This window comes from Candidatus Nitrosopumilus sp., assembly GCF_028278985.1.
GTDB lineage: Archaea > Thermoproteota > Nitrososphaeria > Nitrososphaerales > Nitrosopumilaceae > Nitrosopumilus.
This window is the reverse complement of the sequence record NZ_JANQTA010000021.1, coordinates 1-25792: the sequence shown is the minus strand read 5'-3', so window position 1 is coordinate 25792 and position 25792 is coordinate 1. Positions and strand designations below refer to the sequence as shown.

The window sequence follows — 25792 nt, the reverse complement described above, 5'->3', positions numbered from 1 at the left end:
TTATTCATCTGAATCTCTTCACTCTGCAGTTGTAGAACTTGTTGCACACAAAGATGCACATCTAAGATACACTACAATTCAAAATTGGAGTAATGATGTATACAATCTTGTAACAAAGAGAGCATATGCATATGAAGGTGCAACTGTTGAATGGATTGATGGAAACATTGGAAGTAAACTAACAATGAAGTACCCCGGTATTTACCTAATGGGCGAACGTGCATATGGTGAAACTCTTTCTATTGCATTTGCAGGAAAAGGACAACATCAAGACACAGGCGCTAAAATGGTTCACTTGGCACCAAATACTACATCAAAAATTACATCAAAATCAGTTAGCAGATTAGATGGACGTTCTACATATCGTGGATTGCTTAATGTGGCAAAAGGCGCAACAAACGTAAAATCTACTGTAAGATGTGATGCATTACTATTAGATGATACATCAAAAACTGATACCTATCCATACATGGAAATCAACCAAGAAGATGCAACAATTACTCACGAAGCAACCGTTGGTAAAATTGGAGATGAACAAATCTTCTATCTTATGAGTAGAGGGTTTTCTGAGGAAGAAGCCTTGTCATTAATTGTCAATGGATTCATGGAGCCATTTACAAAAGAATTACCAATGGAATATGCAGTCGAACTAAACAGACTCATCAAACTAGAGATGGATGATTCAGTAGGATAATCTACTATTCAATTTGATTAGACATGTCACAAACTCTTTCTCAAATCAATGCAAGTCATATCGATGAGATTTCTTCATCAAAGAATGAACCTGATTGGCTAAAGGATTACAGAAAAAATTCTCTTTCTGTTTATGACAGTCTTCCAATTGAAATGTCTCCACTATACAACAAATATTCTGATGCAAAAAGACTCAATCCTGAAAAAATTTCAATTGCATCTTCAACAAAGGATTCAATTCCTGACTTTCTTCAAAAAAGATTAGGTGAATTAGAAAATGAGATTTGTATTATTCAGATTGGAACTAATATTCACAAAATCAACTTGCCTGATGATCTAAAATCAAAAGGACTAGTAATTTCTTCAATTTCTGATGCAATCCAAAACAACTCAGAACTTGTAAAGAAAGCACTAGAGGCATCAAATTCCAATGATGACAAATTTACTGCACTAAACAATGCAGCCTTTAACTCTGGCGTATTCATACATATCCCAAAGAACTTTGTTTTAGAGAAACCAATTCATTTCTTATCCTGTTTATCTGATGATGGACTATCAACAATTTCAAGAAATATTATCTTTGCAGATGAAAGCAGTAAATCCTCTATTGTTCAAGAATTGTATTCTCCACAAACTGATTCCCAACAGGCCTACCTTGAATTACTCAACACAAATGTTGCAGCAAATGCACAAATTGACATTACTACTCTTCAGATGATGGACCAAAAATCTGTCAACTTTTCAACTAGAAGAACTGACATGGCACAAGACGCAAAGGTAAACTGGTATTCTGGTCTATTTGGTTCTGTATTGTCTAGATACAAAATTGATTATTTCTTAAACGGAACTGGTGCATCATCAAATGAATCTGAAGTTGTTTTTGGAAACAATGATCAACATTTTGATATCCAAACAAACATGAATCACCAAAGTCCTGCTACTGAAGGAAGAGTTGTTGAAAAATCTATTCTAAGAAATCGTTCAAAATCTCTTTTCAAGGGTATGATTAGAATCAAAGAAAACGCTGCAAAATCAAACTCTTTCTTATCTGGACGTTCAATTCTATTAGATAAAAATGCAAAATCTGATGCTATTCCAGGACTTGAAATTCTTACAAATGATGTAAAGGCTACCCACTCTGCATCTGTTGCACAAATTGACGAAGAGCAAATCTTCTATCTCAAATCCAGATGCCTTAGTCATGAGGAGGCTGAGAGAACTATCGTTGAAGGATTTCTAGAGCCGCTATCAAGAAAAATGTCATTCCAAGTACGAGCATGGATTGCATATCTTATTGAATCAAAATGGGATAACCGTGAACTTACAATTAATACTGATGAAGAATTAGCAAAGTTTGTTGAAGTTGAAGAAACACGATATAACGAAGATTCCGAAATTGAACAACATTACAAATATAGATAATTGGAGTTGAAAGTTTTTGCAAAGCACAGAATCATCATTTGAAAACATTAGAAAAGATTTTCCAATTCTTCAAAGAACTGTTAGAGATAACAAGCGACTTGTCTATCTTGACAATGCATCAACTACACAAAAACCAAATCAAGTAATTGACTCAATAAATGATTACTACAGAAACCATAATGCAAATATTCACAGAGCTGTTTATGCCCTTGCTGAAGAAGCAACCGAAGCATATGAATCTGCAAGAGACAAAATTGCTAATTTTGTAAATATCAAAAATCGTCAAGAAATCATTTTTGTCAGAGGTACTACTGAAGCAATTAACCTAGTTGCATATGCATGGGGAAGAGCACATGTCAAAGAAGGTGATATTATTCTTACAACAGAATACGAGCATCATAGCAATATTGTTCCTTGGCAATTACTTACTCAAGAAAAAGGAGCAAAAATTGAATACATTAGAATGGATGATGATGGCGAACTCATTTTAGATGATCTAGATAAATTCTTGGCAACTGGAAAAGTCAAGTTAGTTACCTTTAGCTTAATGTCAAATGTTCTAGGAACCATTACTGATGCTGAAGCAATTATTGAAAAATGTAAGGCTGCAGGTGTACTATCTCTAATTGATGGTGCTCAGGCAGTACCTCACATGCAAGTTGATGTTGAAAAACTTGGTTGTGACTTCTTTGCATTTTCAGGACACAAAATGTTAGGACCAACTGGAATTGGTGTTTTATGGGTAAGAAAATCTATTCTTGAAACAATGAATCCATTTCACGGAGGTGGAGATATGATTAGAGAAGTTCACAAATATGAAACTACTTGGAATGATTTGCCATACAAATTCGAAGCAGGAACCCCTAACATTGCTGATGTTGTTGGATTTGGAGCAGCTATTGATTACCTTACAAAAATTGGAATGGACAATATTCGAGAACATGAAATTGAATTAACAAAATATGCTATTGAAAAATTATCTCAAGTTAAAGGACTTCATATCTATGGAACAAAGGATATTTCCAAAAGAGGTGGTGTAATTTCATTTAATTTTGCAGATGTTCATCCTCACGATGTTGCACAAATTATTGATGAAGAAGGAATTGCAGTTAGATCTGGACATCATTGCGCACAAGTTTTGATGGAGAGACTAAATGTTGCAGCTACATCAAGAGCCAGTTTTTACATTTACAATACAAAAGAAGACATTGACGTATTAGTCAATTCATTAAATAAGGTAGCAGAGGTATTCAAATTATGAGCGGTAATGCAGATATTTATCATGAAATGATAATTGATTATTCAAGAAATCCTGTAAACTATGGAGAAATTGAAGATCATGATGTTACCTTTCATGATGCAAACCCGTTATGTGGTGACAGCATTGATATTGATATGAAAATTGACAAAAACAAAGTTTCAGATATCAAATTTCACGGAAAGGGATGTGCAATTTGTATGGCATGCTCTTCTGTACTGACTGAAATTACTAAAGGCAAGAGTCTTGATGAAGTCAAAAAAATTGAAAAAAATGACATTCTAAGTGAATTAGGTTTAGAACACCTTCAAGCAGTCCGAATCAAATGTGCCTTGCTCTCTTTGAAGGTCCTGAAATCTGCATTGTATACCTACATGGCCAAGCATCTCAAGGATACTGAGGATATAGACAAATTAAAAGAAGAGGCCGCTAATCTGTATTAGCATGAGTGATTTTACTCCTGCTACCCCTATCGGACTACAAATTAGAAAAATTATCTTTGAGAAATTTAATGATGCTGATACAAAATTCACAAATGATGAAATTTTTGAAATTTTGAAATCTAACGGTGATGTTGATCCTTCTTGGATAATTGATGATATTGAACCTTTCATCAATGAATTGTGTGATTCTGGTTTAGCAAGAAACATTGCACAAAACTTTACAACAATCTATTTGAAACTGTTTGAATCTATAGAAAAAACACATTGCAATTCATGTGATGATGATGTTTTTCTTGCACCTTCTGAGGATAAGGTGTGTCCAAACCCTTCGTGTAAAGCAACTATTCAGCTTTAAATCTTACTGCAGCTTGTTCTAATGACTCTATCATTGGAAGCTTTTCTCCAGCAAGATATCGAACCAATGCCCCACCTGCAGTGCTGATATGATTAATTTTATCTGCCAAACCTTGTTGCTTTAATGCAGTTGTTAAGTGCCCTCCACTGACAATAGTAGTTGCCATTGAGTTTGCAACAGAAGAAAGTAGCTCTTTAGTTCCGAAACTAAAGTTTTCTTTTTCAAAAAATCCTGCAGGTCCGCTGATAAAGACAGTACCTGCACCTGCAATCAATTTAGAATAATATTCAACAGTTTTTGGTCCTAGATCATAAATTTTATCCCCTTTTCCCATCTCTCTTACATCCATCTCGACTCTTTCCCCATCTTTGTCAATTGCAATGTCGACAGGAGTAGCAAAAACATCTGGGTACTCTCCAATCAGTGCATGTGCTTTTGCAACTACTTCTTCTTCTCTTTTAATCCCCAGCGGTGACTTGATTCTAGCCTGTGCTCTCATGAACACATTTGCAATCAATCCTGTAAGTAAAACATGGTCTGCCCTTCCATTCTCAATTAATTTTTTGATTGCCACTAGTCTATCTGGAACTTTAGAGCCTCCAAGCACTATGACATGTGGAGCCTTGGTGACTGTCATAATCTGGCCTAGATTTTCGACCTCTTTTTCAACAATTCTTCCTGCACAGGAATGAATAACTTGAGGAAAACCTACTATTGATGGGTGTGTTCTGTGAGCACTTGGAAAACAATCTAAAACACAAAAATCAAACAGCTTTGATAATCTGGTAACCATGATTGTCTTTGCTGCATTTTCTAAAGTGAATTCGTAATTTTCCTCAGCACATAATCTTAGGTTATCTAAAAGTAAAATCTCTCCGTCTTCTAAATTCTTAATTGCATTTTGTGCAGCTTCTCCAATCACATCTTCAACATATTTTACTTTTTTATTCATTAGTTTTTCAAGAACTTTGGCATGCTTATCCATTCCAATATAGTCTTTATTTCCAACTCTTCCCTGATGTGATGCAACTACAACTTTGGCCTCTGACAGCGCCTTGAGAGTTTCTGTTGCCTCTTCGATTCTTTTTGTTCCTGAAATCTCCATTGTTTCTGGATCAATTGGGCAATTCAGATCAACTCTCAAATAAACAGTCTTACCTTTAAGGTCAAAGTCATCCACTGTTAGGAACTTCACGATTTTTCTATTATCCACTTGGTTAAATTCTTTGAGCCGATCAGAATTATTTCATGAAAATTAATTAGAAACAGTGAATGAATCTTTGAAAATTTATCTACTGATAAAATTAAAAGCTACGTACTTGAGGTTTAATTAATTGCAAAACTGGATTTTTGATTTAAGGTCACGTTCCTTTGTTTTATTGACAATTTTATTTTTAATTTTGACTGCACTTGTATATTATCAAGTCACTGAAAATTTTGATCAAAGTATTATCCAATTCTTTTCAGATATTTCTGGTAATCCAACTACTGATTTGATAATGCAATCCATCACTGAAAGTGGTGAAGCTTTGTGGATGCTAGGTTTTGGTATTTTGATGTTAATTATTCCTAGAACCCGTAGAGTGGGAATTACCTTGATGATTTTGATAGTTATCTCTACACTGCTGACAGGCTACATTAAGTGTGGAGTTGACCGTGACCGTCCCACATATGACTATGAAGTGGTTCCATTTCCAGTGCCTTTGAGCAAGGATACTTTTGCTTTATTTTGTGAGGGTGGATTTGATGCATCTTATCCTTCAGGGCATGCAGCGAGGTCCATGATTTTTGCAATCATCTTAGGATATGCACTTTCTCAAAGATTCCCTAATGGGGCATATTTGATGTTCCTGTATCCTTTACTAATTTCATTAAGTCGACTTTATGTTTTGGAACACTATCCTATGGATGTAATTGGAGGAACAGTCATTGGAGCAATGTTAGCTGGAGTCATGGCAAAACGAACAAAACTATACAAAATTTTTGATAAATCAAAAACCTAATTCAGTTAATACTGTATTACTAATTAATACAATTGCATAATGATCATCATCATGATGGTATGTCCAATATCTGATGTCCCTTTCTTCATTGACTTGTCTTAATCCATGTGTGACTCCTGTTGTGACGGTATATCCCATTCTTTTTGCAAGCTTTGTTTCTTTTGGCATTAAAATTCTAAACCCATCTTTTCTATTTTTGAATCCAAGTTTTACCATATCTTCAACTGCATCCCTAGCATCTTTTTCGTCTTTAAGATCATAAGTTTTTGAAACTGGCAAATCTTTGGGATGGAATTCCATACTATTCATGAATTATGTTTACTAATATTTTTTAAAAAATTGTGATTTTGCGATCAAAGTTAGTTAATTTTGTTAACTGGTAAGTCAAATCCTGATTATGTTAACAACTTAACCGAGTCTTTTGTTTTGATTCAATCGATGGCATCCCTAGAAAAAGTAGTAGTTCAACTACGACAAAAGAAGCAAGAAGCTACCAAATTACGTAAAAAAGCTGAAAAGCAACTAAAAGAAGTCCGTTCTACTGAAAGACGTTCTTCATCCGGTCTTAATACAATTGATAGAAAAATTGAATCTGAACGAGAAAATATCTCAGACGTTTCAACTGTTTTAACTCAAAAAACATCTCAATTAGAAAGCATTGAAAGACTTGTTTCTGCAGCCCAAGAGAGGCTTGGAAGAGAAAAAGAAGCCATTGAACAAGCCCAACAAGAGATTGAATTTGCGGATTCTCCAGAAGAAAAACAGTATGCTGAGTCTAGATTACGTTCACTAAATGATCATGTGGTAGAGCTCGAATTAGAAATCAAAAATCGTCAAAAAACAGCAAAAAAGATTTCTGCTCAAGCCGAATCCATCTCTGATATTAAATCAAAAATTTCATCAAAAATTCAAAAACAAACCAAATCAAAGCCTTCTCTAAGAGAGACAATGACTACTAGTCATAAGGCCGCAGAAAAATTTGTCAAAGAAGTTGAAAGACGATTAAAATCTGAGGCAACTGCTCAAAAAGCACTGGGGAAAGCATCTGTAAAATTAAAAGAACTTTTGGCCAAAAGAAAAGCCACTAAACGAAAACCAGCTAAAAAAGCAGCAAAGAAAAAGACAGCTACTAAGAAAAAGACAGCAGCAAAAAGAAAACCAGCTAAAAAAGCAGCAAAGAAAAAGACTGCAGCAAAAAGAAAATCAACAAAGAAATCTCATCGTTAAGGTTTCTTCACTGATTAATCTAACATTAATGTGGGTCTAATCTCTAAATTTTGTAATGATAAAACGTGGACTTATAATTGCAATTTCAGGAATTGTAATGATTTTAGTTTCTGTATCTGTTGCTGCAACCCTAGTTCCATCTAATGTTACTGGTCCTGGTAGTTTATCAATGTCTGATCTTTTTGAAGGAATGTTTAATGAAATTTCAAATGAGATGGAAATCATGCCTAATGATACTGCTTTTTTCTCTTACAGTACTCTATCTTCTGATGTCCCATTAATGTGGGGAATTCAAATTATTGTTTTAACTCAGGTGATGAATTATCTGTAAACGTTTCAAATATTTTTGGTGATGAATATGGAGAATTTATTCAAGATGAACCTATTCTTTTTGAACTATTACAAATTACTCAATCTGACACTCTAAATTTTGAATTAACAAATCTTGGTTCTGAATCCATAACTGTAGTTCTGATGTTCTCTGAAGATCCTGAAAATTCTGCCGCCCTAACAGATCCTAATTCCCCTGTATTGAATACTATCCTGCCTTTAGCAATTTCAGGTTTTTTGTTAATTGTAGGGATTATAGTATCACTTATTGGTGCAGTAGTAATTTTAGTTGATTTAAAAAATAATCAAAACAATAAAAGAAATTATTGAGGATTTACTTCCATTTGACCAAATTTACCTTTAGTTAAAGAAACTTCTCCCTTGAACTCATTGGTATATCCATTTGTAATAACTACAACATCTCCGACATTAACTGCCTTTATGTCATCGCCCCACAATGTCAATTTCATTTGATCATCGTCAGTTTCACCGTCAGCAATTACTGCATCGCAGACATCTACTGTTCCTCCGCTTTTGAGATTTACAGTTCTAGGGTCTCCTTTGCTCTTGACTTCGGCTTTTGCATTAACTCCACTTCGCATTTTTTTTGCTTGTGAAATTGGTATGAACTCTGCCATGTATTTTTGAAACCAATTTGCACGATTATAAGCTTTATCAAAAAATCCCAAATCTATAGATCAGAAATTTAATTTCTTCAAATAGAAATCGAGAAATATCGGACACTATTGTATCTCATTGCAGAGGTATCGAAGCCCGGTCAACCGAGAGGGACTCAAGATCCTCAAAAATAGGAAATCCCTTCTCTCAGGAGTTCGTGGGTTCAAATCCCACCCTCTGCACTATATTTTTCAAAATGAATCAAAATCTCTATTTTAAGCCGTAATAGCCTTAACTTTGGAAACAGAATGCTTTGAAATTTGTTTATGCATTTCTGCTAGTTCTTCGTCCTTGAAAGATAGATTGCATCTAAAACACTTCCAAACTACCTCGGACATGCCTAACAATAGGCACAAATTGCTTATAAAGATATTGCATGATTGATCCAATTTCTTCCAATACCTGATCATTGTTTTCAAAAAGATGTAATTATTTTATTTTTTCTGATCATTTTGCAATTTTTTTATGACTAAACATGGATCCAAGGGTTTAGAAACAAAAAACCTGATAGAATCTATACAAGATGGCAGATATTTTTGAAATTTTTGGAGAATTATCTTATTTTGGAATTTTTTTGGTTCTGATTGGAGTCAATGCATCCCCAATACTTATGCCACCAAGCTGGATTGTTCTGACCTCGTTTTATCTACTTGATCCGACATTGAATGTGGTTGTCTTGGCAATGGTGGGTGCAACCGGAGCAACAATTGGTAGATTTGTTCTCAAAAAAATCAGTGGGTTGTTTCGCAAATTTGTGTCTGAAGAACAAAAATCTAATCTTGATATTATTGGAGATTATCTAAATAAGAAAAAATATGGTTATGTTATTGCATCTTTTTTGTTTGGAGCAACGCCTCTCCCAAGTAATTTTCTGTTTATTTCATATGGTTTGATGCGTGCAAAAAGCATTGGAATCTATATTGGATTTTGGTTTGGACGAACTATCTCATACATTGTAATGATATATTTTGGAAATGCTGCTCTAAAACCATTTCTTGAAATTTTTGAAGATAGGCTAACAGGAATTCTCCTTATTGATGCCGTTGGAATTGGTGTTTTGATATTTTTTGCATCCATAAATTGGACACTGTTAATTACTCAAAGAAAATTAAAATTTGTTAGACCAAGGGTGTGGCGATTATGAATGTTATAGAATCTCTAAAAAAAGAAATAGAAAAAATAATGGACAATGATTCTGCTCATGATTTTGAGCATGTACTAAGAGTTTTCAAAAATGCTGAAAGCATTTGCAAAAAAGAAAAAGGAAATAAAAAATTAGTATTAAGCGCAGCCTTGTTACATGATATTGTATCTTATCCAAAATCTGATAAACGTTCAAAACAGTCTTCAATAGAAAGTGCAAAAAAATCAAGAATAATCTTGAAAAAATTTTCTTTTTCAGAAAATGAAATTAATATAGTGTCTGATGCGATTCGTGACCATAGTTTTTCTCAAAATAAGATCCCTGAAACACTTGAAGGTAAGATTTTACAAGATGCTGATAGATTAGATGCAATTGGTGCAATAGGAATTGCTAGAGTTTTTGCAACTGGGGGTTCATTAAAACGACCTTTTTACAACATTGATGATCCTTTCTGCAAAAATCGCCAACCTGATGACAAAACATGGACTGTCGATCATTTTTTCCAAAAATTGTTGAAATTAGAGTCTTTGATGAATACAAAGACTGGAAAACTTGAGGCAAAAAGGAGAACAAAAATCCTTAAAGAATATCTGAAAATGCTAAAACAAGAGATCTCTTCTTGAATTTCTAACTTGAATTTTCAACTTTTATTTCATTGATAATCAAGTACTATTTGTAAATGTCTAAACATGGTATTTCGGTAATAGCATTTATTTTCTTAGAATATTTGTAAAATTCCTTTAAACTGGATATTTCTCTAATTCCTGTAGAATAAGACAAACCTGCATAATACTGTGAGATGGTTTTTCTTTCAAGATTGATTTTTTCTGCAGCAAAATTAATAATTTCATCCATGTTGCTTTGACCCCATTTATACGATAAATGAATGGAATCTAAAAGATTCTTGATTTTATCTCGAGGGAGATCTTTTCTTGATGCCAAAACCCCAAATACCATATTTTTGTTTGTGAAATCATTCCATGCTTTACCCAAATCAAGAATGTGTTTTGGCTTTTTAATTGAAATTTTCAAAGCTTTATCTCCAATCAGAAGTTCCGCATCTCCTTTCTCTCCATAACTTACTGTTTGTTTGTATGCATAACGCATCAAGATTTTAAGTAATATGATAGAAGTGGCAGATTCTGTTGAAGACTGAATTGATTTAATGTTTCTAAATGGAACTTTTGAAATTAACACAACACTCTTTACAGTTTTTTTTGAACTTATACAATAAGGAAGTAAATTGTAATTACCACGTGCATATTCTATCGATGAGATAAAACCAACATCAATAGTTCCTTGTGATAAACTAGAGTTTAGCTTAGTTGGAACATCTCTAATTATTTTCCCATCAAATTTTACCTTATTCTTTTCTAAACCATATACTACAGGAAGCATATTGATATAATCAACAATGCCTAATCTTATCTTCATGAGTTAAACTACATGTCTACACTCTTTTTATTTTTATAAACAGAATTGGTCAATTTTCGGTACATATTCAATACATTCGTTCTATCCTGTGAACCAAAAATTTCTTAATTTGTTCAAGCCTTAACATATTCGAATCTAAAATTTAACCATAATCTACGTATCTTTCGTATCTTTTTTCAATCTCTTTATTCAAGCCTGAAATGATTTTCTCATATTCTTCATTTTTTCTAAAATCTATGTATTTCTTGATCGGTGCAAATTCCTCATCATCTGGATATGATTCAAAGACTGGTTCAGCTTTTTTTAGAAATTCTAAGGTCTTTTCTCTAAATTCTTCTCTGGAAGGTTTTTTGATTCCTTTCATTCTGAACCAAATCGCTGCCCAGCTTGCTCCTACAACATGTGGCAATAAATCAAATGCTCTTTCTATCTCAAATCTCTCGTCGTTTCTCATGATTCTTGCATGAATTTTGCAGCTGGTTTTGCAAAATATGTGACAATCATATCTGCTCCTGCTCTCTTTATGGAAGACAAGATTTCTTCAGTGATCTCATTTTCATCTATATATCCTAACTGCGAAGCTGCTTTTACCAATGTATATTCTCCAGAAACACTGTATGCAGAGATAGGTACGTTGAATCTCCTTCTTGTTTCTGCTATCAAATCCAAGTAGGATAATGCTGGTTTTATCATAACGATATCTGCCCCTTCGTTGATGTCCATTTCAACTTCCATCATTGCTTCTCTTGTGTTAGTGTAAGGCATTTGGTATGTTTTTCTATCTCCAAATTCTGGAGCACATCCTGCTGCATCCCTAAAAGGTGAATAAAAATTTGAACGATGTTTTGCAGCGTGAGACATTATTGAAACATTTGAGAAACCTTCATCGTCTAATGCCTTTCTTATTGTTGCGACTTGACCATCCATCATTGCTGATGGTGATGATGTATCCATTCCAGCTTTTGCTTGGCTTACTGCTGTTTTTGCCAAAAGTTCAAGACTTTTATCATTATCAACTGTGTTGTCACAAACAACTCCACAATGCCCTGTAGATGTAAATTGACAAAGACATGTGTCTGCCATAATTACCATTTTGTCTCCAAAATTTTGTTTAACTTGAGAAATTGCCTTTTGAACAATACCGTTATCATCGTATGCTGAACTACCTGATTCGTCTTTGTCACTTGGAATTCCAAATAACATGATTGCAGGAATTCCCAAATCACTAATTGTTCCTACTTCATCTGTAACATCCTCTAAAGGAAGCCTCTCTATTTCTGGCATTGACTCGACTTTAGTCCTAGTTTTAAGATCCTCTTGAACAAAAACCGGACAAATCAAATCACTTGGTGAAAGTCTAGTCTCTCGAACTAATTCTCTCATCTTTTCTGATATTCTTAATCTTCTTAGACGTCTTGTAGGAAATGACATGTTACAAATTCACTTTGGATAAAATATAACCCTATTCTGCCTGCTTTTGTTTTTTATAGTCAAAGAGCTTGCTTGCAAGTTCAACCATGTCTGGATTACCTTGTTCAGAAGCCTTTCTGATATTGTTCATTGGGGTTGATACTATGCTTTCTACAACAGCCTTGGTAAGTTCATCGATAATTTTGATTTTGTTTTCATCTTTTTCATCTAGCATACTGAGCGCCTTTTGAAGCTCTTTCTCTCTAAGTGAATCTATATTTTTGAATACATCTTTTACAAGTGGCTCTGCATCTAATCTTTTCATTGAGGCTTCTAATACAGATACCTCTTCGTTAATTATATTTTCAACGGTTTTCACCTTGTTTTGTCGTGCAGTCATATTCTTTTCTACCATTTCTGCAATTTGATCCAAATTCATTAGTTTGACTCCTCCTACTGTTGCTACTTTTTCATCCACTGTTCTTGGATTGGACAAATCTAGAATCATCATTCCGTTCTTTTTCTCTTTTAATGCTTCTGTGATTCTGTCAAATGTAACAAGAAAATATGGTGCAGTTGTTGCCACAAATAGCACATCATAGTTTTCAAATCCTGAAAGAACTTCTTCAAATTTAACTGGATTTCCACCCATTGTTTCACAAAATGTTTGTGATCTTCCTAATGTCCTGCTTGTAACATCAAATGCATATCCTCTTCTTTGTAGTGATTTTGCTACAAGAGTTGAAACTTCTCCTGTTCCAATGAGTAATGTTTTCTTTGTTTTTAATTCATCAATATTTTCCTCTGCAAGCTTTACTGCCATAGAACCTACGGAAATTCCTCCTTTCCCTATTCCACTAGAGTTTCTAATTCTTGTTCCAATTCGGATTGCTTTATCAAACAAAGTGTTGAGATGCTGCCCTGATGCTTTAGTTTCTCTTGCGGATGTAATTGAGTTTTTAATTTGACCTAGAATTTGTTCTTCTCCTAAAACCATCGAATCTAATCCTGAAGTAAGTTTTAGTAAGTGATGTAAGGCTTCTTGATTTTCAACAAATTCCACATTTTCTTTGAATGCTTCTTCCTCTAACCCCGTAATATTGGCCCAAGTTTTTTTAATTTTTTCAAGGTCATTTGATTTTGATTTTCCAAATAATTCGATTCTGTTGCATGTTTGAATGATTACACATTCATCTAATCCTGACTCTTTTTTGAATTTGTCATACGCACCATCCATATCTTTAATGGTAAATTGCTCTAGAATGTGAATTGGAGAGTTACGAAAGGTAACACGTGCATTGATGATATTTTGATTCATTTCCAATTTCTCAGTATTTCTACTGCCCGCTTTTCAGCTTTTTTCAACTGTCCGTCTTTTATTAACTGATCAATCTCATTATCAGTCATGATACTGCGTAAACAATTTTTTCTGTCTTGTTGATTGGAAATAATGTCTTTTGCCATGCCCCTTGCGATCTTTTGAATTTTAATTTGTCCGATGTCTTCTTTTTTGATAATTTTTTTGAAAATCTTCTCAGATTCAATTCTTAATTTCTTTGACATTGCTGGACTTTGTCCACCAGTAAAAATTGCTATTTGAATAATTTTTTCAAAATCAATTATTGCTGGATTTGCAAAATCACTTTTGTCAGGATTATCAGAACTATAGACGATAATTTTTTTCTTTTTTGCATCTCTGATGATTTTTTCATTTATTTTTTTATCATCTGTAGTTGTTATGATTAAATCTGGTTTTGTTTCAGCGATGAATTTTGTATTTGAAATATTTTGTTTTTTAATTTTGATTTTTTTACTATTTGCTAACTTTTTAATTGATGAATTTATTTTGGTTGCAAACACCGTTATTTGACATTTTTCTTTTAAGAGCGAGGCAATTCTTTTCTCTGCTTCTTTTCCTCCTCCAATCACTACAACTTTTTTGCTTTGAAGATTGAGGTCTACTATCAACGATCAACTCCCCTTCAGTTCCTATTTATTTATTAAAAATCAAGTGTCAAAATACTAGCTACATTTTTAATTGAAAAGGCAAGTGGTTTTGATATGACCTCTATGGATGAATTGGACAAGGAATTACTTAATGAAATTCAGTGGACTTTTCCTCTAGTTACTAGACCTTTTGATGCTATTGCAAAAAAATTTGATACCACTACATCTGTAGTTAAAGAGAGATTAAATCATCTCAAAGAAATTGGCGTTTTACGACAACTCAGTGCAATTTTTGACACTCGAAAATTAGGTTATACAAGTTCTCTTGTTGCAATGGAAATTGAAGCTGACAAATTGGAATATGTTGCAAGCCAAATTAATCGCCATCCAGGTGTAAGCCATAACTATGAACGTGATCATGAGTTTAATCTCTGGTTCACATTAGCCGTTCCTCCTGGCTCTGATCTTAAAACTGAATTAGACAAATTCAATGCTCTTGATGGAATCAAAAAGGTAAGAATGCTTCCTACATTACAATTATTCAAGATTGGTGTAAAACTGGATATGGTAGATGAGAAAAAACATGAAGTTGCTCCAACAGAAGCAAAAAAAGAAATCAAGAGCGTAAAGTTTGAACCTACTGAAGAAGACAAAGACTTCATTAGAGAATTACAAAAAGATATGGAAATTATTGATGAACCTTTTCTCAAAGCAGCAAACAATCTTGGAATTTCAGAAAATGAGTTGTTTGAAAAAATGAAATATTATGAAGAGATAGGTGTCATGAGAAGATTTGCTGCAATATTAAGACATAGACAAGTAGGATTTACTGCTAATGGTATGATTGTTTGGAAAGTTCCTGAAGATAAAATCTCTGATGTTGGAGCAAAATTGGGTGCCTTTCCACAAGTTAGTCACTGTTATGAACGTCCAACCTATCCTGATTGGCCTTACAATGTTTTTTCAATGATCCATTGTAAAACTCATGATGAAGCCAATGAAATGGCAAAAACCATACAAGATCAAATCAACGTAGATGATTATAGAATTCTGTTTAGCTCTCGTGAATTTAAGAAAACTCGAGTTGAGTATTTTGTTGAAAGTAATTTCAGCTTAGAAGAAACAGTTCCTGCATCTTAGATTTCATTTTCATCATGTCCTACAACATGAATTGGGCAAAAATATTCATCATTCATGTTGCAATAATATAGTGACTCTTCTCCACATATCTTGCATGAGGGTTTTTCATCATGTTCAGATAGTTTTGTATGGTAAATTTTTGTTCTACTTCTAATGTTGGAATCTTTGTAGATTCTTGTTAATCTAGTATAGTATTCTATTTCTCCTGGGTTTAGGGATTCATTGTTTTTGATTTTTTTGATAATCTTTTCCCATTTGTTATACTCACCAATTTTGGCAAGCTTCATTCTTTCAATAATTTCAAGTGTTTTAGTCGGATCTACAGTATAATCCATTTACAAATTAACTTGCTTGTGGTGTTGCTTTTAATTCGTATGATGGCCAAGTATTGTACAACTCGGCAATTTCTTTCATATCTGATTCTGGAATGTATTGTCCTTTTGTCATTTCTGCATATTTTACAATTTCATCTTCACTAACTACAGTTGGAAAAACAGATGCAAATCCTTTCTTTGTCATTATGAATTTCATTGCTAGTTCTGTGATGTTTAATCCATTTCTTTCCGCAATTGGTTTTAGCTGTTCAACTTTTTGTAATGATGCTTTAATCCATTCTCCTTTTCTTACAGATCTATGATCTTTTTCATCAATCTTTGTATCTGCTTTTACTTTTCCAGTTAGGATACCTGATGCTTCTGGAACTCTAACTAAAATTCCTACATCTTTTTCTTCAGCTTTTCTCATTAACTCGTTTCCAGGTGTTTGCTCTAAAATATTGTAAACAGTTTGAACTGCACTGACATTTGGTCTATCCATTGCTTCTAATCCCTCTTGTGTCCATCCAATTGCTGGACCTAGTGCAACTTGGTATGTTTTGATTGAGCCTTCGTTGATGAAACTATCTAGTACATTGAAAATTGAATCATCTCTAATGTGATTTAATTTAGGATTGTGTAATCCATACATGTCTACATGGTCTGTTTGTAATCTTTCTAGACTATTTCGTAATGCCTTTCTTGTAAAATCTTCATCAAATTGTTGAGGTAATTCGCTGTGTCCTATTTGTTCTACATTCTCAAAATTATAACCATATTTTGTTGAAATGACAATTTCTTCACGCATGTCTTTGAATACTTCGCCAATTAGTTTTTCACTTTTACCTTTACCATACATATCCCCTGTTTCAAAGAAGTTTATTCCTACGTCGTATGCTTTTTTGAGCATTCTTTTTGCTTCATCCTCTTCGATTCTCTTACCCCACCAATCAAGAGCAATTGACCATGCGCCAAATCCTAATTCTGATACCTTAATGTCTGACTTCCCTAATCTATTGTAATTCATCTAAGCTCATTTTTTTGATTTGATCATTTATGTTTATCCGAGATTTGCACATGTGATATTGAATTTTTTACCCTAGACTTGAGATTAGAGGAACAATGTCTTTTTTGACACATACTAACATGGGGATGTCATTTTTGACATATGATGAAACTTCGGTTTCTCTAAGGTCCATAATCAAATCCTGAAAATCTCTGATGTTGTCTACTTCAAAGGCTAGCATAAAATCTTCATCGTGAATTCCAAATGAGTATGTTGTGTTTAGAAGAACTTGTGGATATTTTTTACTTACTTGAATATGTTCATCCATAATTTCTTGTCTTCTTTCTTGTGGAAGTAAATACCACTCTCTTGTTTTTGTAAATGGATAAACTATGACATGTTTTTTTGGATCCATTCCTGTGATAAATCCATGTTCTTTTTTATCTCCCTTAACATAGATTGATGGTCTTGTGCATGAAAGGTATGTCATTGATGGAATGATGTATTTTCCAAAAACTGTTTTGTATAATTTTTCCATTGCTGATTGAATTTCTTCAACTGATTTTGCTGCAAACCATAAAAGAAAATCTGAATCGTCTCTTAATCCTAAATTAGAATATGATCTGTATTTTACACCTGCATTGTTTAAAATAATTTCAACTTCTTTTGCTGATTCTTCTTTAGCTAAATCTGCCATCCATCTCCATTTAGGATCAATTTTGAAAAATGAAAAATTGAAATAATATTGCTCATCTGCTTCTGACATATTTCCACCAACTTTGAAACCCTATTTAAACAAAAACTAGATTTTCTATTCTAGAATTTCTATAAACTTATTTTTTGAAATTAAACTTTGATTATGCGGTTTGTTCTAAAACCCAGTCATAACCTTCTTGTTCTAACTTATCTGCAAGACTTGCATCTCCTGTTTTGAGAACTTGTCCTTTTGCAAATACGTGAACAAAATCTAATTTGTCTAAGAATTTGAGAATTCTTGCATAGTGAGTAATTACGATTACAGTGGATTCCTTTCCAGTTACTTGACTAATTGCTTTTGCAACTGCTTGAACTGCATCGATATCTAATCCTGAATCTGGTTCATCTAAAATTGAAATCTTTGGTTTTAGAACTGCCATTTGTAAAACTTCTGCACGTTTTTTCTCTCCGCCAGAAAATCCTTCATTAAGATATCTTGAAAGGAATTCTTCTTTTAGTCCTACTTTCTCTAGATTTTCTTTAAGATATTTTTGGAATTCTCTTACAGTAATGAAAACTTCCCTATCATCACCTTCAAGAGCTTTGCTAAGAGAATTGTATGCTGTTCTTAGAAAATGTGAAAAACCTACACCTGAAACTTCTGTTGGATACTGGAAACCAAGGAATAATCCTTTTTTGGCTCTCTCATCTGCTGTTAATTCTAAAATGCTTTCCCCATCTAACAAAATATCTCCTTTAGTAACTTCGTATTTTGGATGAGCTAGTAATGTGTATGCTAATGTACTTTTTCCTGAACCGTTTGGTCCCATAATGGCGTGAACTTCTCCTGATCCTGTTTTTAGATTGACTCCTTTGAGAATTTCTTTACCTTCTCTTGTAACATGAAGGTCTTTGATTTCTAAGACTGCCATGATGCGTTTTGTTTTGTTTCTATATATAATACAGACGGAATTTAGCTAATCCTAACGTAGATAATCATAAAATGAAAAGGGGGGGGGGGGTTAAATTTTGGCCAGGGATGGTCTCAAAGTAATTTTGAGTTTGTAACTTGTTAGAATCTCTTTACATCTATTTCTGATAGTAACTTCTGTGACTCCTGCAATGCTTGATACATCTCTTTGTAGAACATTCTGTCCTAGTAGAACTGATGCTACGTAGAGATATGCTGCAGCAATACCGTTGGGTGCTTTACCATCTGCAATACTGCTGTCTTTAGTTTTTTCAGCAATTTCTAAGGCTAGTCTTTCAACTCTAACCTCAGTTTGAGTCATGTTTGCTATCTTTGAGATGTATTTGTCCATGGTAACTACTGGAGCAGTCAATTGTCCCATTTCCATTACCATAGTTCTGTAGTATCTAGCTGCAAGTTTTGTCTTTGATTTAACATCTTTTGGTGGACAAATTCCTCGACAAATTTCTTCTAGTGATCTTACAACGTCACATTGTTTGCATGCCATGTAAATTGTAGCTGCAGTGATACTGACTACTGATTTACCCTTCACTTCAACATGTCCGTCCAAGTTTCTATATATCATAGAAGCAGTTTCCAAAACATTTTTTGAAAGTCCTAGACCGTCACATGTTTCACCCATTTTTGATAAAACATTTGCAAGTCGTCTTTCTCTTGGTGTGGAAACTCGTACTCTTTGTTGCCATTTTCTGAGATTGTGCATTTGATTTGCGACTTCGTGATTGATAGTTTTTCCACTAAAGTCTTTTGCACTGATAGAAATCTCAGTTGCAATTCCCAAATCATGTTGGGAATAAGTTGTTTGTCCTGTTGCTCTTGCTAGCTTCATCTTGTCTTCAAGATTCGAACTAATTGTTTCTGGACCGTAATCTGCTATCTGATCTGCGACTACAACGCCACAACCAGAACAGATGATTTCACCATTCTGAACATCATTAACTAATGTTGCTTGACATTCAGAACAGTTTTGTGTTTCTAGTACGTTCATTTTTTTCTTCTCCTAAATTTTTTCTTTGAATTGTCAGGAGAATGTTCAGTTGCGAAAACACTTTTGCCAATGTATTTTTTGATATTGTTTGTTAATGGAGTAGCTGATGCAAATGGTCTTTTTACTGGACCAATCAATTCCATTACTTTTGCAACTCTAGTTCCCTTCTCGTCGCAGAGTATCTGTCCTTCTACTAATTTGTTAGATAGTTGAACGATAACCCTGCCACTACCGGCTAGGTGCATTATTTCGCCTACCTCCTGCAATTAAAAACAATAATCATGATATTCTTATCATAGACTTCTGTCAACTTTCCTTTAGCTAAGAGCTAGATTTGATTTTATTTTGATTGTTTGGACCTTTTTGCAACAAGTTTTTCTGAAATTTTGTTAAGAATTTTTGTCTTGGAGGATCCTTTTGGCAAAACAACATATCCAGATCTTACAAATGGCCTTTTTGGAAATCTGACTTTTTCATCATGTTCTGTAATTTCAAAACCAGCAGCTTTTGTTGCGTCCATCAACTCTTTTAGTGAAGGATCAAAAACACATTTTTCTAATCCTAGTTTTCGTCCTTTAGATTTTTTTAAATTCTTGTTGAAATAATCCAACCAGATTACGACGTGTTCGTAATCTTTCATTTTATTCCTTTAGTAAAACTGCGTTAACGATTCCGTTTTGTCCCGGTTTTGAAACAACTTTACATTTGCCTTCTTGTGTTTCAAGGATTGCACCTTTTGTAATAATGCCTCTTCTTTGATAATCGTTGTTTGTTGAATTTTCTAAAACTTTTAGAATTTTAGATTTTTTTACTTTAGCATCTCCTGTTGCAAGATTAACAAAATCAATTGTTTTCAAAGCTGTTTTACTGTTGTTTCCTCTAACTCTTCTAGTAACAGTTACTTGAGCTCCGTTAATTGCTTCATTTGGATATCTGTCAGTTTCATACTTTCTTCTAATTCTAAGTGGATGTCTTCTTCCTCCAGTTGTCTTACTGGTTGCTAAATTCTCTACTGACTTTCTCACGAAATCATCTCCAAACTACTCTAATTTATACAAAACGCAGAAATTTAGCCTTAAATCAAAAACTTTGTTAATTTTGTATTAATTGTGTTGGAGGACTTGTTTGCTTTATTCCGCCAGCGGTTTTTCTTACTTTAGAGAATAGTCTTTGTTTTAGATCTTCTACATCTCCTTGTATTCCAAAGTATTTTTGGAACTTGTCAGTTGTAGTGTAAATTTTTAATCTTCCTACATTTTGGTGTGAAATGAAATCTAGTTGTCTTAATTCTTTGAGATGTGCATAAACTCCTGAACCTCTTGTTTCCACAAGTTGTTTTGATGAAATTGGTTGCATGTATGCAATGTATGATAATGTTTTCAATGTTGCATTAGGCAATATTGGTTTTGAAGCATATTTTTTCACAGTTGCACTGTACTCTGGTTTTAACTGAAAAACATAAGATCCATCTGGCAAAATCACCACTTCTAGTGCTTTGAATGCCGACTTTGTCTTTTTCATTAAATTATTAATCAAATCCAACGTCTTTGTTCTTGATTCTGTGCCTGAGGCTCGAATTAATTCTTCAATTCTAAGTGGTCTTCCTGCTGAATAGAGTGCTGATTCTATTCTTGCCATTGCCTCATCCATATTCTCAATTTTTCCCATAAATCATCACTTTTTGAAAATTAGTTAAAGAATCCCCTTATCCATTTTTGATCAGTTTGTTAACTCTTCTTTTATCATGATAATTTTGATGTCGTCTTCAATTTGCTCCAAATCGACCTTTTGATCTCTTGCCAAAAATAACACTGCAAAGAAGCATCGTATAGAATCGACTTCATCCAAATCTGCAATCATTTCTTGTAGAATGCCAAAACCTTTAGCTGCAATTTTCTTCATTACAAGATCTTCATATTTTCCAATAATGCTTTCTAGTGAAATGAAATATTCTTGGAAGTTGGGTGCTTCAATTGGTTCAATCTCAACTTGTTTACTTCTTCTTGACTGTGGATTTGCAATTGTTCCAATAAGATTCTGTAAAAGTCCTAACAAATCATCTAAAGATACTGGATATGTTGATTCATGTCTATATGGAATGTCAATTAATTGAATATCTACATCTGTTCTTTGATGCATAGGTTTTTTCTCCATAGCAGCTCTTTGGAGGGCAAAAATACTTTCTACTTTCATTCTGTAAATTAATGATGAAGATAATGCTGCCATACCAGCTACTTTGAGGTCTTTCTTGCCTGATTTTTCTAGAATTTTAATTAATAAATTCAAAATATGAATAAGGTCAATTTCCCAAACATCTTTTTTTGCAACTGAAGTTGGACTAAATAGAATATTTACTGGCTCTTGGGAAATACTGTTAGGAGAATCACTCACAAGATGAATCTCCTTTTATTCAATAATATCTAAGGGCTCTATTTTTTTCTCACATCCAGTCAACTCTTATATTGTTAGTAGGAAAATCAAATTTATGAAATCGGCTAGAATTCCAGGTCCTAATGAACCTCTTATTATATCTGAATCTGAAAATCCGAAGCCTGTAGGCACTCAGGTTCTCATTAAGGTAAAGTCTGAGGGCGTTTGCCACAGTGATTTACACTTGTGGGAAGGAGGATATGATCTTGGAGATGGCCAATTTTTGAAAGTCACAGATAGAGGAGTAAAATATCCTGTAACTCCTGGTCATGAAATTGTTGGAACTGTTCAAGAAATTGGAGAAAGTGTTTCAAATGTTTCAATTGGTGATGATGTCCTAGTTTATCCTTGGGTAGGCTGTCCAGATTGTCCAGCTTGCAAAGCTGGAAATGAAAACTTGTGTGACACTCCACAGTCTATAGGACTCTTTCAAAATGGAGGATATGCTGATCATACTCTAGTTCCTGATTCAAAATATTTAGCAAAACTAGACGGTGTAGACCCTGATGCTGCAACATCCTTGGCATGTTCTGGATTAACTGCGTACACTGCAATTAAAAAAGCAAATCAAAATTCTCCCGAGTTTATCGTGATTATTGGTGCTGGCGGATTAGGATTAATGGGTGTACAAATTGCAAAAGAAATTACTAATGCAAAAATTATTTGTGTTGATTTAACTGATGAAAAATTAGAAACAGCCAAAGAAATGGGTGCTCATTTTACTGTTAATTCAAAAGATCCTGATGCTGTTCAAAAAATCATGTCTATCTGTAATGGAAAAGGGGCAGATAGTGTAGTTGATTTTGTTAATGCCCCACCAACCGTCAAAACAGGATTGGCAGTTTTACGAAAAAGAGGAAATCTTGTACTTGTTGGGCTATTTGGTGGTTCAATTGAATTATCTCTTGTTACTATTCCTCTAAAATCAATCACCATTCAAGGTGCTTACACTGGAAATTATAATGACATGGTTGAACTGTTAGGCCTTGCTAGAAAAGGGGTCATAAACCCTGTAATTTCAAAGAGATATTCTCTAGATGAAGCAAACACTGCTTTACAAGACTTGAAGGATAGAAAGATTATTGGTAGAGCCGTAATCAATCCATAGTATCAATTTCTACAACAAAATTTTATAAAATAACAAATTTAGTTAGTCATTATGGAATCAAAAGCTACATACGAAATTGCACTTACTCATCTAAAAAATAAACAATTCATTAGTGCTCATAATCTGTTTCTTAATCAGGCTGAATCATTACAAAAATCTGATCAATTAAAATCTGCATTACTTTTTCTTTTAGCTGCTGAATGTAAATCGCGTCAAGGAAAAGACACCTCAAATGAAATTACAGAAGCAAGTAGTTTATTCTTAAAATATTCTTCTTCTAAAGATTCTAAAAATATCAAAGGTGCATTACTATGTGCTTCAAAATGTTTTCTTAGTTTGGGAGAATTTGATAAAGCAAAAGATGCTTTCCAAAAAGCAAAATCAATAATCCCATCCACAGTAAATGTTGTACGTCCTGTTGTAATTATTGATGATAGTAAAGCTATTGCAATGAAATTACAAAACTATGTTGAAAAATTAGGATATTCTGATATTACAATTTTTGAAAATGGAAAAGATGCAATTAAAGGTTGTAAAAAAATATTTTCTGAAAGTGATCCAATAATTCTTCTGGATATGGGATTGCCTGATGTAGAAGGTGATGAAGTTGCAACAAAACTTCTAAAAGAAAAAATTCATTTACAAATAGTTGTAATCACTGCTGACGAAAAAACAACTGAACGTGTGAATAAAACTATCAGCACTGGTGTATCTGCCTTTATTCAAAAACCCTTTACTCTTGATGAACTGAAAAAAGCAATAGATATTGCAGAATCAGAATATTCGTTATTACAATAACAACAATGACATATTCAAAATGTTTGCATCTTTAATGTCTATTTCATTAATTCTATAATCAATTAATTCTTCAGAAAATTTCTCAACAATTTTTTGAGATGTGTTTGATTTCTCTGATTCTACTTGAATTATTGCTAACATATTCCATTCTCCATCCATATTGGCAACTAAAAGATAATTATCTAATTTTGTTATGAAGTCTTTGATAGAATCCTTTACTGCTTCAAGAGATTTTGATGGTTTTAATTTCATAAACACTGCTTGATATTCATTAATACTTGATACGTCGGTTAACACTGCTTTGTAACCTTTAATGATGCCACTTTTCTCTAATCTCTCAATTCTTTTTCTAATTGTTCTATCTGAAACATCATGCCCTGATTTTTTTAATTCAGATGCAATTTCTTTTGATGGAGTTCTGGCATTATTGTTTAAAATTTCAATGATTTTTTGATCTACTTTGTCTAAATTTGCCCATGCGTCATCGCTCATATTCTGTCAAAGTTCTCATGCTTTTTGAATTTTTGGTTGTTCAGTAATTCTTTCACGCTTCAAATATCTTCATCTAACACCCATCCTTCTTTGATAATGGATTTATCATTTGGCTCACCAATCCCTGTTGCATATCTCCAAATAAACTTGGCATTTGTCATCATTTTTTCTTTAATTTTTAGTAATGATTCTATTTCTTCATTTAGATTTTCATCTGCATTTCCATTTTCCTTGCAAAATTTACATTTTGAATCCATGTTAATTGGATCTGATTCGATTAATGGATAAGCAGTACAGGCTAGAGGTCTGTTTTCATAAATCTTACATGGAAAACCTCCATGGGGTGATCTTTTTCCACTTTGAGTATCTAAAAATGGACATGTGTTTCCATTTTCTTCAATCCCCATAAGCTGATATGCTAAAATTTTTGTCGGCTTCTGTATTTTTTCTTCAGAAACTCCTATTCTTGGAAGAATTTTAATCTGAATTTTGTTGTCTCTAGCTAATTCTTCTATTCGCTCTTTTTCTTCAGGTAGAATCAATACTCCAATTTTTCCAAATTCCTTTGAAGGAAAATACTCTCTTTCAATACAGCATTGAGCACATTCATCCACACACTGAAATTTCATACATTATTTTTAGAATAATGCGTAAAATTTCTTGTGGCTGGAAAATTTTAGCCTAAATCAAAACCCATCAGTTATATGGTTATGATGATTACTTGTTGTATGGGTAAGCGCCAAGTAAAAAGTGAAAGTGCACTAAAGGAAATTCGTCTCCCTGAAGAAGGAGAGCTATTTGGTAGGGTATTGAAAATGCTTGGTGGAGAAAATGTCCTAATCAAATGTGATGATAATGTTACAAGAAGAGGCAGAATTCGAGGAAAACTAAAACGAAGAGTTTGGATTAGAGATAATGATATTGTAATTATTGCTCCTTGGGATTTTAAAGAGTCTGAGCAAGGAGATATTGTTTGGCGATTCACTCTTCCTCAAGTAGAGTGGCTTAAAGAAAATAATCACATCGCTAAAGATTTCTAAATTATACGCTTTTGATCAGTAAAATGATTATGCTTTACTTAATATAGCCAATTATTCGTTGAAAATCAAATGGAACAAGGCACCGTAAAGTGGTTTAACCGTACTAAGGGCTTTGGTTTTGTCGAAAGAGAATCTGGCGACGATCTATTTGTTCACAAATCAGATGTTGACGGATTCATCAATGAAGGAGACAAAGTCGAGTTTGAAGTTGGTGAAGGTAGAAAAGGACCTGCAGCCCAAAAAGTCAAAAAATTAGCATAGGCATATTTTTTAAATTTAAGAGTTCATCTTTGTTTTCTTAAATCAGTCTATCTTTTTCTTATTTTTAATATTTGAATTTAGAAAAATTTGTGGTCCCGCGGGGCGGAGTTGAACCACCGACAACCCGGTTTCTGTATGCCTGATATGCTGTTATTCGGTCAGCCATCTAAAGCCAACAACTACA

General features: G+C 33.5%; 36 protein-coding genes and 1 tRNA gene. 17 read left to right on the top strand and 20 right to left on the bottom strand.

Annotated features, from left to right (window positions below; translation table 11 throughout):
- The 5 genes from Q0941_RS07475 to Q0941_RS07455 form a co-directional block, all read left to right on the top strand.
- Positions 1-694, top strand: a 694-nt coding sequence (locus Q0941_RS07475; protein ID WP_299292601.1) for a SufD family Fe-S cluster assembly protein, incomplete at its 5' end; no start/stop codon positions are given.
- Positions 695-717: 23 nt separating this feature from the next.
- The gene (gene sufD, locus Q0941_RS07470; protein WP_299292599.1) at positions 718-2115 is read left to right on the top strand and encodes a Fe-S cluster assembly protein SufD; all 1398 of its coding nucleotides are present in this window, start codon (positions 718-720) and stop codon (positions 2113-2115) included.
- Positions 2116-2131: 16 nt separating this feature from the next.
- Positions 2132-3376 carry a cysteine desulfurase gene (locus Q0941_RS07465; protein WP_299292597.1) on the top strand — a complete coding sequence of 415 codons (1245 nt, stop codon included), beginning with the start codon at positions 2132-2134 and terminating at the stop codon, positions 3374-3376.
- On the top strand, positions 3373-3816 hold the full coding sequence (locus tag Q0941_RS07460; protein WP_299292595.1) for an iron-sulfur cluster assembly scaffold protein: 444 nt from the start codon (positions 3373-3375) through the stop codon (positions 3814-3816). The genes Q0941_RS07465 and Q0941_RS07460 overlap by 4 nt, the downstream gene beginning before the upstream one ends.
- A 1-nt stretch (position 3817) precedes the next feature.
- Positions 3818-4171 carry a hypothetical protein gene (locus Q0941_RS07455; protein ID WP_299292593.1) on the top strand — a complete coding sequence of 118 codons (354 nt, stop codon included), beginning with the start codon at positions 3818-3820 and terminating at the stop codon, positions 4169-4171.
- On the opposite strand, the gene pgk is transcribed toward Q0941_RS07455, so the two are convergent.
- Positions 4158-5366 carry a phosphoglycerate kinase gene (pgk, locus tag Q0941_RS07450; RefSeq protein ID WP_299292592.1) on the bottom strand — a complete coding sequence of 403 codons (1209 nt, stop codon included), beginning with the start codon at positions 5364-5366 and terminating at the stop codon, positions 4158-4160. The two genes, Q0941_RS07455 and pgk, sit on opposite strands and share 14 nt — an antisense overlap.
- Positions 5367-5505: 139 nt before the next feature.
- Between pgk and Q0941_RS07445 the strand changes: the two genes are divergently transcribed.
- The gene (locus tag Q0941_RS07445) at positions 5506-6174 is read left to right on the top strand and encodes a phosphatase PAP2 family protein (protein WP_367277482.1); all 669 of its coding nucleotides are present in this window, start codon (positions 5506-5508) and stop codon (positions 6172-6174) included.
- On the opposite strand, the gene Q0941_RS07440 is transcribed toward Q0941_RS07445, so the two are convergent.
- Positions 6163-6474 (bottom strand): hypothetical protein, encoded by a 312-nt coding sequence (locus tag Q0941_RS07440; RefSeq protein WP_299292605.1) that lies wholly within the window; start codon positions 6472-6474, stop codon positions 6163-6165. The two genes, Q0941_RS07445 and Q0941_RS07440, sit on opposite strands and share 12 nt — an antisense overlap.
- A 69-nt stretch (positions 6475-6543) precedes the next feature.
- On the opposite strand from Q0941_RS07440, the gene Q0941_RS07435 reads away from it, so the two are divergent.
- From Q0941_RS07435 to Q0941_RS10430, 3 genes are read left to right on the top strand one after another with little or no spacing between them, the layout of a single operon-like run.
- Positions 6544-7401, top strand: coding sequence for an ATPase V (locus tag Q0941_RS07435; protein ID WP_299292588.1), 858 nt, complete (start codon positions 6544-6546; stop codon positions 7399-7401).
- 55 nt (positions 7402-7456) lie between these two features.
- Positions 7457-7732: a hypothetical protein gene (locus tag Q0941_RS10435; RefSeq protein WP_367277481.1), complete on the top strand. Its 276-nt coding sequence runs from the start codon at positions 7457-7459 to the stop codon at positions 7730-7732.
- Entirely contained in the window at positions 7684-8061 is a 378-nt protein-coding gene (locus Q0941_RS10430; RefSeq protein WP_367277480.1) for a hypothetical protein, read from the top strand. Before Q0941_RS10435 ends, Q0941_RS10430 begins: the two co-directional genes overlap by 49 nt.
- On the opposite strand, the gene Q0941_RS07425 is transcribed toward Q0941_RS10430, so the two are convergent.
- Positions 8055-8369 (bottom strand): DNA-binding protein, encoded by a 315-nt coding sequence (locus Q0941_RS07425; protein WP_299292586.1) that lies wholly within the window; start codon positions 8367-8369, stop codon positions 8055-8057. The two genes, Q0941_RS10430 and Q0941_RS07425, sit on opposite strands and share 7 nt — an antisense overlap.
- 120 nt (positions 8370-8489) lie before the next feature.
- Here Q0941_RS07425 and Q0941_RS07420 point away from each other — a divergent pair.
- The 3 genes from Q0941_RS07420 (at position 8490) to Q0941_RS07410 (ending at position 10176) form a co-directional block, all read left to right on the top strand.
- Positions 8490-8591, top strand: a tRNA-Leu gene (locus tag Q0941_RS07420).
- A 341-nt stretch (positions 8592-8932) separates the two neighbouring features.
- Positions 8933-9553: a hypothetical protein gene (locus Q0941_RS07415; protein ID WP_299292584.1), complete on the top strand. Its 621-nt coding sequence runs from the start codon at positions 8933-8935 to the stop codon at positions 9551-9553.
- On the top strand, positions 9550-10176 hold the full coding sequence (locus tag Q0941_RS07410) for an HD domain-containing protein (RefSeq protein ID WP_299292582.1): 627 nt from the start codon (positions 9550-9552) through the stop codon (positions 10174-10176). Before Q0941_RS07415 ends, Q0941_RS07410 begins: the two co-directional genes overlap by 4 nt.
- Before the next feature lie 46 nt (positions 10177-10222).
- Here the strand turns inward: Q0941_RS07410 and Q0941_RS07405 are convergent, their stop codons facing one another.
- The 5 genes from Q0941_RS07405 to Q0941_RS07385 all read right to left on the bottom strand — a co-directional run bounded on the left by Q0941_RS07405 (position 10223) and on the right by Q0941_RS07385 (position 14365).
- Complete coding sequence (locus tag Q0941_RS07405; protein WP_299292580.1) at positions 10223-10987, bottom strand: menaquinone biosynthetic enzyme MqnA/MqnD family protein; 765 nt, start codon at positions 10985-10987, stop codon at positions 10223-10225.
- Between the two features lie 142 nt (positions 10988-11129).
- Positions 11130-11441 (bottom strand): hypothetical protein, encoded by a 312-nt coding sequence (locus tag Q0941_RS07400; RefSeq protein ID WP_299292578.1) that lies wholly within the window; start codon positions 11439-11441, stop codon positions 11130-11132.
- Positions 11438-12418 (bottom strand): porphobilinogen synthase, encoded by a 981-nt coding sequence (gene hemB / locus Q0941_RS07395; protein WP_299292576.1) that lies wholly within the window; start codon positions 12416-12418, stop codon positions 11438-11440. The genes Q0941_RS07400 and hemB overlap by 4 nt, the downstream gene beginning before the upstream one ends.
- Before the next feature lie 31 nt (positions 12419-12449).
- Positions 12450-13715, bottom strand: coding sequence for a glutamyl-tRNA reductase (hemA, locus tag Q0941_RS07390; RefSeq protein WP_299292574.1), 1266 nt, complete (start codon positions 13713-13715; stop codon positions 12450-12452).
- Positions 13712-14365 carry a bifunctional precorrin-2 dehydrogenase/sirohydrochlorin ferrochelatase gene (locus Q0941_RS07385; protein ID WP_299292572.1) on the bottom strand — a complete coding sequence of 218 codons (654 nt, stop codon included), beginning with the start codon at positions 14363-14365 and terminating at the stop codon, positions 13712-13714. The genes hemA and Q0941_RS07385 overlap by 4 nt, the downstream gene beginning before the upstream one ends.
- A gap of 102 nt (positions 14366-14467) precedes the next feature.
- On the opposite strand from Q0941_RS07385, the gene Q0941_RS07380 reads away from it, so the two are divergent.
- Positions 14468-15484, top strand: a complete 1017-nt coding sequence (locus tag Q0941_RS07380; protein WP_299292603.1) for an Lrp/AsnC family transcriptional regulator — start codon at positions 14468-14470, stop codon at positions 15482-15484.
- Here the strand turns inward: Q0941_RS07380 and Q0941_RS07375 are convergent.
- From Q0941_RS07375 to Q0941_RS07330, 10 genes are all read right to left on the bottom strand, one after another.
- A complete protein-coding gene (locus tag Q0941_RS07375; RefSeq protein ID WP_299292570.1) occupies positions 15481-15819 on the bottom strand; it encodes a hypothetical protein in 339 nt (112 codons plus the stop codon). The genes Q0941_RS07380 and Q0941_RS07375 overlap by 4 nt on opposite strands.
- A gap of 7 nt (positions 15820-15826) precedes the next feature.
- On the bottom strand, positions 15827-16825 hold the full coding sequence (locus Q0941_RS07370) for an aldo/keto reductase (protein ID WP_299292568.1): 999 nt from the start codon (positions 16823-16825) through the stop codon (positions 15827-15829).
- Positions 16826-16892: 67 nt separating this feature from the next.
- A complete protein-coding gene (locus Q0941_RS07365) occupies positions 16893-17570 on the bottom strand; it encodes a chlorite dismutase family protein (protein ID WP_299292566.1) in 678 nt (225 codons plus the stop codon).
- Between the two features lie 91 nt (positions 17571-17661).
- Entirely contained in the window at positions 17662-18432 is a 771-nt protein-coding gene (gene sufC, locus Q0941_RS07360; RefSeq protein WP_299292564.1) for a Fe-S cluster assembly ATPase SufC, read from the bottom strand.
- A gap of 90 nt (positions 18433-18522) precedes the next feature.
- Positions 18523-19479 carry a TFIIB-type zinc ribbon-containing protein gene (locus Q0941_RS07355; protein WP_299292562.1) on the bottom strand — a complete coding sequence of 319 codons (957 nt, stop codon included), beginning with the start codon at positions 19477-19479 and terminating at the stop codon, positions 18523-18525.
- A complete protein-coding gene (locus Q0941_RS07350; RefSeq protein ID WP_299292560.1) occupies positions 19476-19745 on the bottom strand; it encodes an H/ACA ribonucleoprotein complex subunit GAR1 in 270 nt (89 codons plus the stop codon). The genes Q0941_RS07355 and Q0941_RS07350 overlap by 4 nt, the downstream gene beginning before the upstream one ends.
- A gap of 74 nt (positions 19746-19819) precedes the next feature.
- Complete coding sequence (locus Q0941_RS07345; RefSeq protein WP_299292558.1) at positions 19820-20119, bottom strand: signal recognition particle subunit SRP19/SEC65 family protein; 300 nt, start codon at positions 20117-20119, stop codon at positions 19820-19822.
- A gap of 1 nt (position 20120) precedes the next feature.
- Positions 20121-20504: a 30S ribosomal protein S8e gene (locus tag Q0941_RS07340; protein WP_299292556.1), complete on the bottom strand. Its 384-nt coding sequence runs from the start codon at positions 20502-20504 to the stop codon at positions 20121-20123.
- Positions 20505-20571: 67 nt separating this feature from the next.
- Complete coding sequence (locus Q0941_RS07335; RefSeq protein ID WP_299292554.1) at positions 20572-21147, bottom strand: SMC-Scp complex subunit ScpB; 576 nt, start codon at positions 21145-21147, stop codon at positions 20572-20574.
- 51 nt (positions 21148-21198) lie between these two features.
- Positions 21199-21870 (bottom strand): chromosome segregation protein ScpA, encoded by a 672-nt coding sequence (locus tag Q0941_RS07330; protein WP_299292552.1) that lies wholly within the window; start codon positions 21868-21870, stop codon positions 21199-21201.
- A gap of 94 nt (positions 21871-21964) precedes the next feature.
- Between Q0941_RS07330 and Q0941_RS07325 the strand changes: the two genes are divergently transcribed.
- Both Q0941_RS07325 and Q0941_RS07320 read left to right on the top strand, forming a co-directional pair.
- Positions 21965-23017 (top strand): alcohol dehydrogenase, encoded by a 1053-nt coding sequence (locus Q0941_RS07325; RefSeq protein WP_299292550.1) that lies wholly within the window; start codon positions 21965-21967, stop codon positions 23015-23017.
- Positions 23018-23068: 51 nt separating this feature from the next.
- The gene (locus Q0941_RS07320) at positions 23069-23815 is read left to right on the top strand and encodes a response regulator (RefSeq protein WP_299292548.1); all 747 of its coding nucleotides are present in this window, start codon (positions 23069-23071) and stop codon (positions 23813-23815) included.
- On the opposite strand, the gene Q0941_RS07315 is transcribed toward Q0941_RS07320, so the two are convergent.
- Both Q0941_RS07315 and Q0941_RS07310 read right to left on the bottom strand, forming a co-directional pair.
- The gene (locus Q0941_RS07315; protein WP_299292546.1) at positions 23807-24307 is read right to left on the bottom strand and encodes a winged helix-turn-helix transcriptional regulator; all 501 of its coding nucleotides are present in this window, start codon (positions 24305-24307) and stop codon (positions 23807-23809) included. The genes Q0941_RS07320 and Q0941_RS07315 overlap by 9 nt on opposite strands.
- A 59-nt stretch (positions 24308-24366) precedes the next feature.
- Positions 24367-24936, bottom strand: a complete 570-nt coding sequence (locus Q0941_RS07310; protein WP_299292544.1) for a YkgJ family cysteine cluster protein — start codon at positions 24934-24936, stop codon at positions 24367-24369.
- Between the two features lie 99 nt (positions 24937-25035).
- On the opposite strand from Q0941_RS07310, the gene Q0941_RS07305 reads away from it, so the two are divergent.
- The gene (locus Q0941_RS07305; protein ID WP_299292542.1) at positions 25036-25347 is read left to right on the top strand and encodes a translation initiation factor eIF-1A; all 312 of its coding nucleotides are present in this window, start codon (positions 25036-25038) and stop codon (positions 25345-25347) included.
- Between the two features lie 69 nt (positions 25348-25416).
- Positions 25417-25608, top strand: coding sequence for a cold-shock protein (locus Q0941_RS07300; RefSeq protein WP_299292540.1), 192 nt, complete (start codon positions 25417-25419; stop codon positions 25606-25608).
- The last annotated feature ends 184 nt before the right edge of the window (positions 25609-25792 follow it).

Excerpts from the sequence above, each read along its gene's own strand:
- sufD (WP_299292599.1), top strand. The coding sequence starts at position 718 with ATGTCACAAACTCTTTCTCAAATCAATGCAAGTCATATCGATGAGATT.
- Q0941_RS07460 (WP_299292595.1), top strand. The coding sequence starts at position 3,373 with ATGAGCGGTAATGCAGATATTTATCATGAAATGATAATTGATTATTCA.
- Q0941_RS07455 (WP_299292593.1), top strand. The coding sequence starts at position 3,818 with ATGAGTGATTTTACTCCTGCTACCCCTATCGGACTACAAATTAGAAAA.
- Q0941_RS07440 (WP_299292605.1), bottom strand. The coding sequence starts at position 6,474 with ATGGAATTCCATCCCAAAGATTTGCCAGTTTCAAAAACTTATGATCTT.
- Q0941_RS10435 (WP_367277481.1), top strand. The coding sequence starts at position 7,457 with ATGATAAAACGTGGACTTATAATTGCAATTTCAGGAATTGTAATGATT.
- Q0941_RS07425 (WP_299292586.1), bottom strand. The coding sequence starts at position 8,369 with ATGGCAGAGTTCATACCAATTTCACAAGCAAAAAAAATGCGAAGTGGA.
- Q0941_RS07415 (WP_299292584.1), top strand. The coding sequence starts at position 8,933 with ATGGCAGATATTTTTGAAATTTTTGGAGAATTATCTTATTTTGGAATT.
- Q0941_RS07410 (WP_299292582.1), top strand. The coding sequence starts at position 9,550 with ATGAATGTTATAGAATCTCTAAAAAAAGAAATAGAAAAAATAATGGAC.
- Q0941_RS07405 (WP_299292580.1), bottom strand. The coding sequence starts at position 10,987 with ATGAAGATAAGATTAGGCATTGTTGATTATATCAATATGCTTCCTGTA.
- Q0941_RS07400 (WP_299292578.1), bottom strand. The coding sequence starts at position 11,441 with ATGAGAAACGACGAGAGATTTGAGATAGAAAGAGCATTTGATTTATTG.
- hemB (WP_299292576.1), bottom strand. The coding sequence starts at position 12,418 with ATGTCATTTCCTACAAGACGTCTAAGAAGATTAAGAATATCAGAAAAG.
- hemA (WP_299292574.1), bottom strand. The coding sequence starts at position 13,715 with ATGAATCAAAATATCATCAATGCACGTGTTACCTTTCGTAACTCTCCA.
- Q0941_RS07380 (WP_299292603.1), top strand. The coding sequence starts at position 14,468 with ATGGATGAATTGGACAAGGAATTACTTAATGAAATTCAGTGGACTTTT.
- Q0941_RS07375 (WP_299292570.1), bottom strand. The coding sequence starts at position 15,819 with ATGGATTATACTGTAGATCCGACTAAAACACTTGAAATTATTGAAAGA.
- Q0941_RS07370 (WP_299292568.1), bottom strand. The coding sequence starts at position 16,825 with ATGAATTACAATAGATTAGGGAAGTCAGACATTAAGGTATCAGAATTA.
- Q0941_RS07365 (WP_299292566.1), bottom strand. The coding sequence starts at position 17,570 with ATGTCAGAAGCAGATGAGCAATATTATTTCAATTTTTCATTTTTCAAA.
- sufC (WP_299292564.1), bottom strand. The coding sequence starts at position 18,432 with ATGGCAGTCTTAGAAATCAAAGACCTTCATGTTACAAGAGAAGGTAAA.
- Q0941_RS07355 (WP_299292562.1), bottom strand. The coding sequence starts at position 19,479 with ATGAACGTACTAGAAACACAAAACTGTTCTGAATGTCAAGCAACATTA.
- Q0941_RS07345 (WP_299292558.1), bottom strand. The coding sequence starts at position 20,119 with ATGAAAGATTACGAACACGTCGTAATCTGGTTGGATTATTTCAACAAG.
- Q0941_RS07335 (WP_299292554.1), bottom strand. The coding sequence starts at position 21,147 with ATGGGAAAAATTGAGAATATGGATGAGGCAATGGCAAGAATAGAATCA.
- Q0941_RS07325 (WP_299292550.1), top strand. The coding sequence starts at position 21,965 with ATGAAATCGGCTAGAATTCCAGGTCCTAATGAACCTCTTATTATATCT.
- Q0941_RS07320 (WP_299292548.1), top strand. The coding sequence starts at position 23,069 with ATGGAATCAAAAGCTACATACGAAATTGCACTTACTCATCTAAAAAAT.
- Q0941_RS07315 (WP_299292546.1), bottom strand. The coding sequence starts at position 24,307 with ATGAGCGATGACGCATGGGCAAATTTAGACAAAGTAGATCAAAAAATC.
- Q0941_RS07310 (WP_299292544.1), bottom strand. The coding sequence starts at position 24,936 with ATGAAATTTCAGTGTGTGGATGAATGTGCTCAATGCTGTATTGAAAGA.
- Q0941_RS07305 (WP_299292542.1), top strand. The coding sequence starts at position 25,036 with ATGGGTAAGCGCCAAGTAAAAAGTGAAAGTGCACTAAAGGAAATTCGT.
- Q0941_RS07300 (WP_299292540.1), top strand. The coding sequence starts at position 25,417 with ATGGAACAAGGCACCGTAAAGTGGTTTAACCGTACTAAGGGCTTTGGT.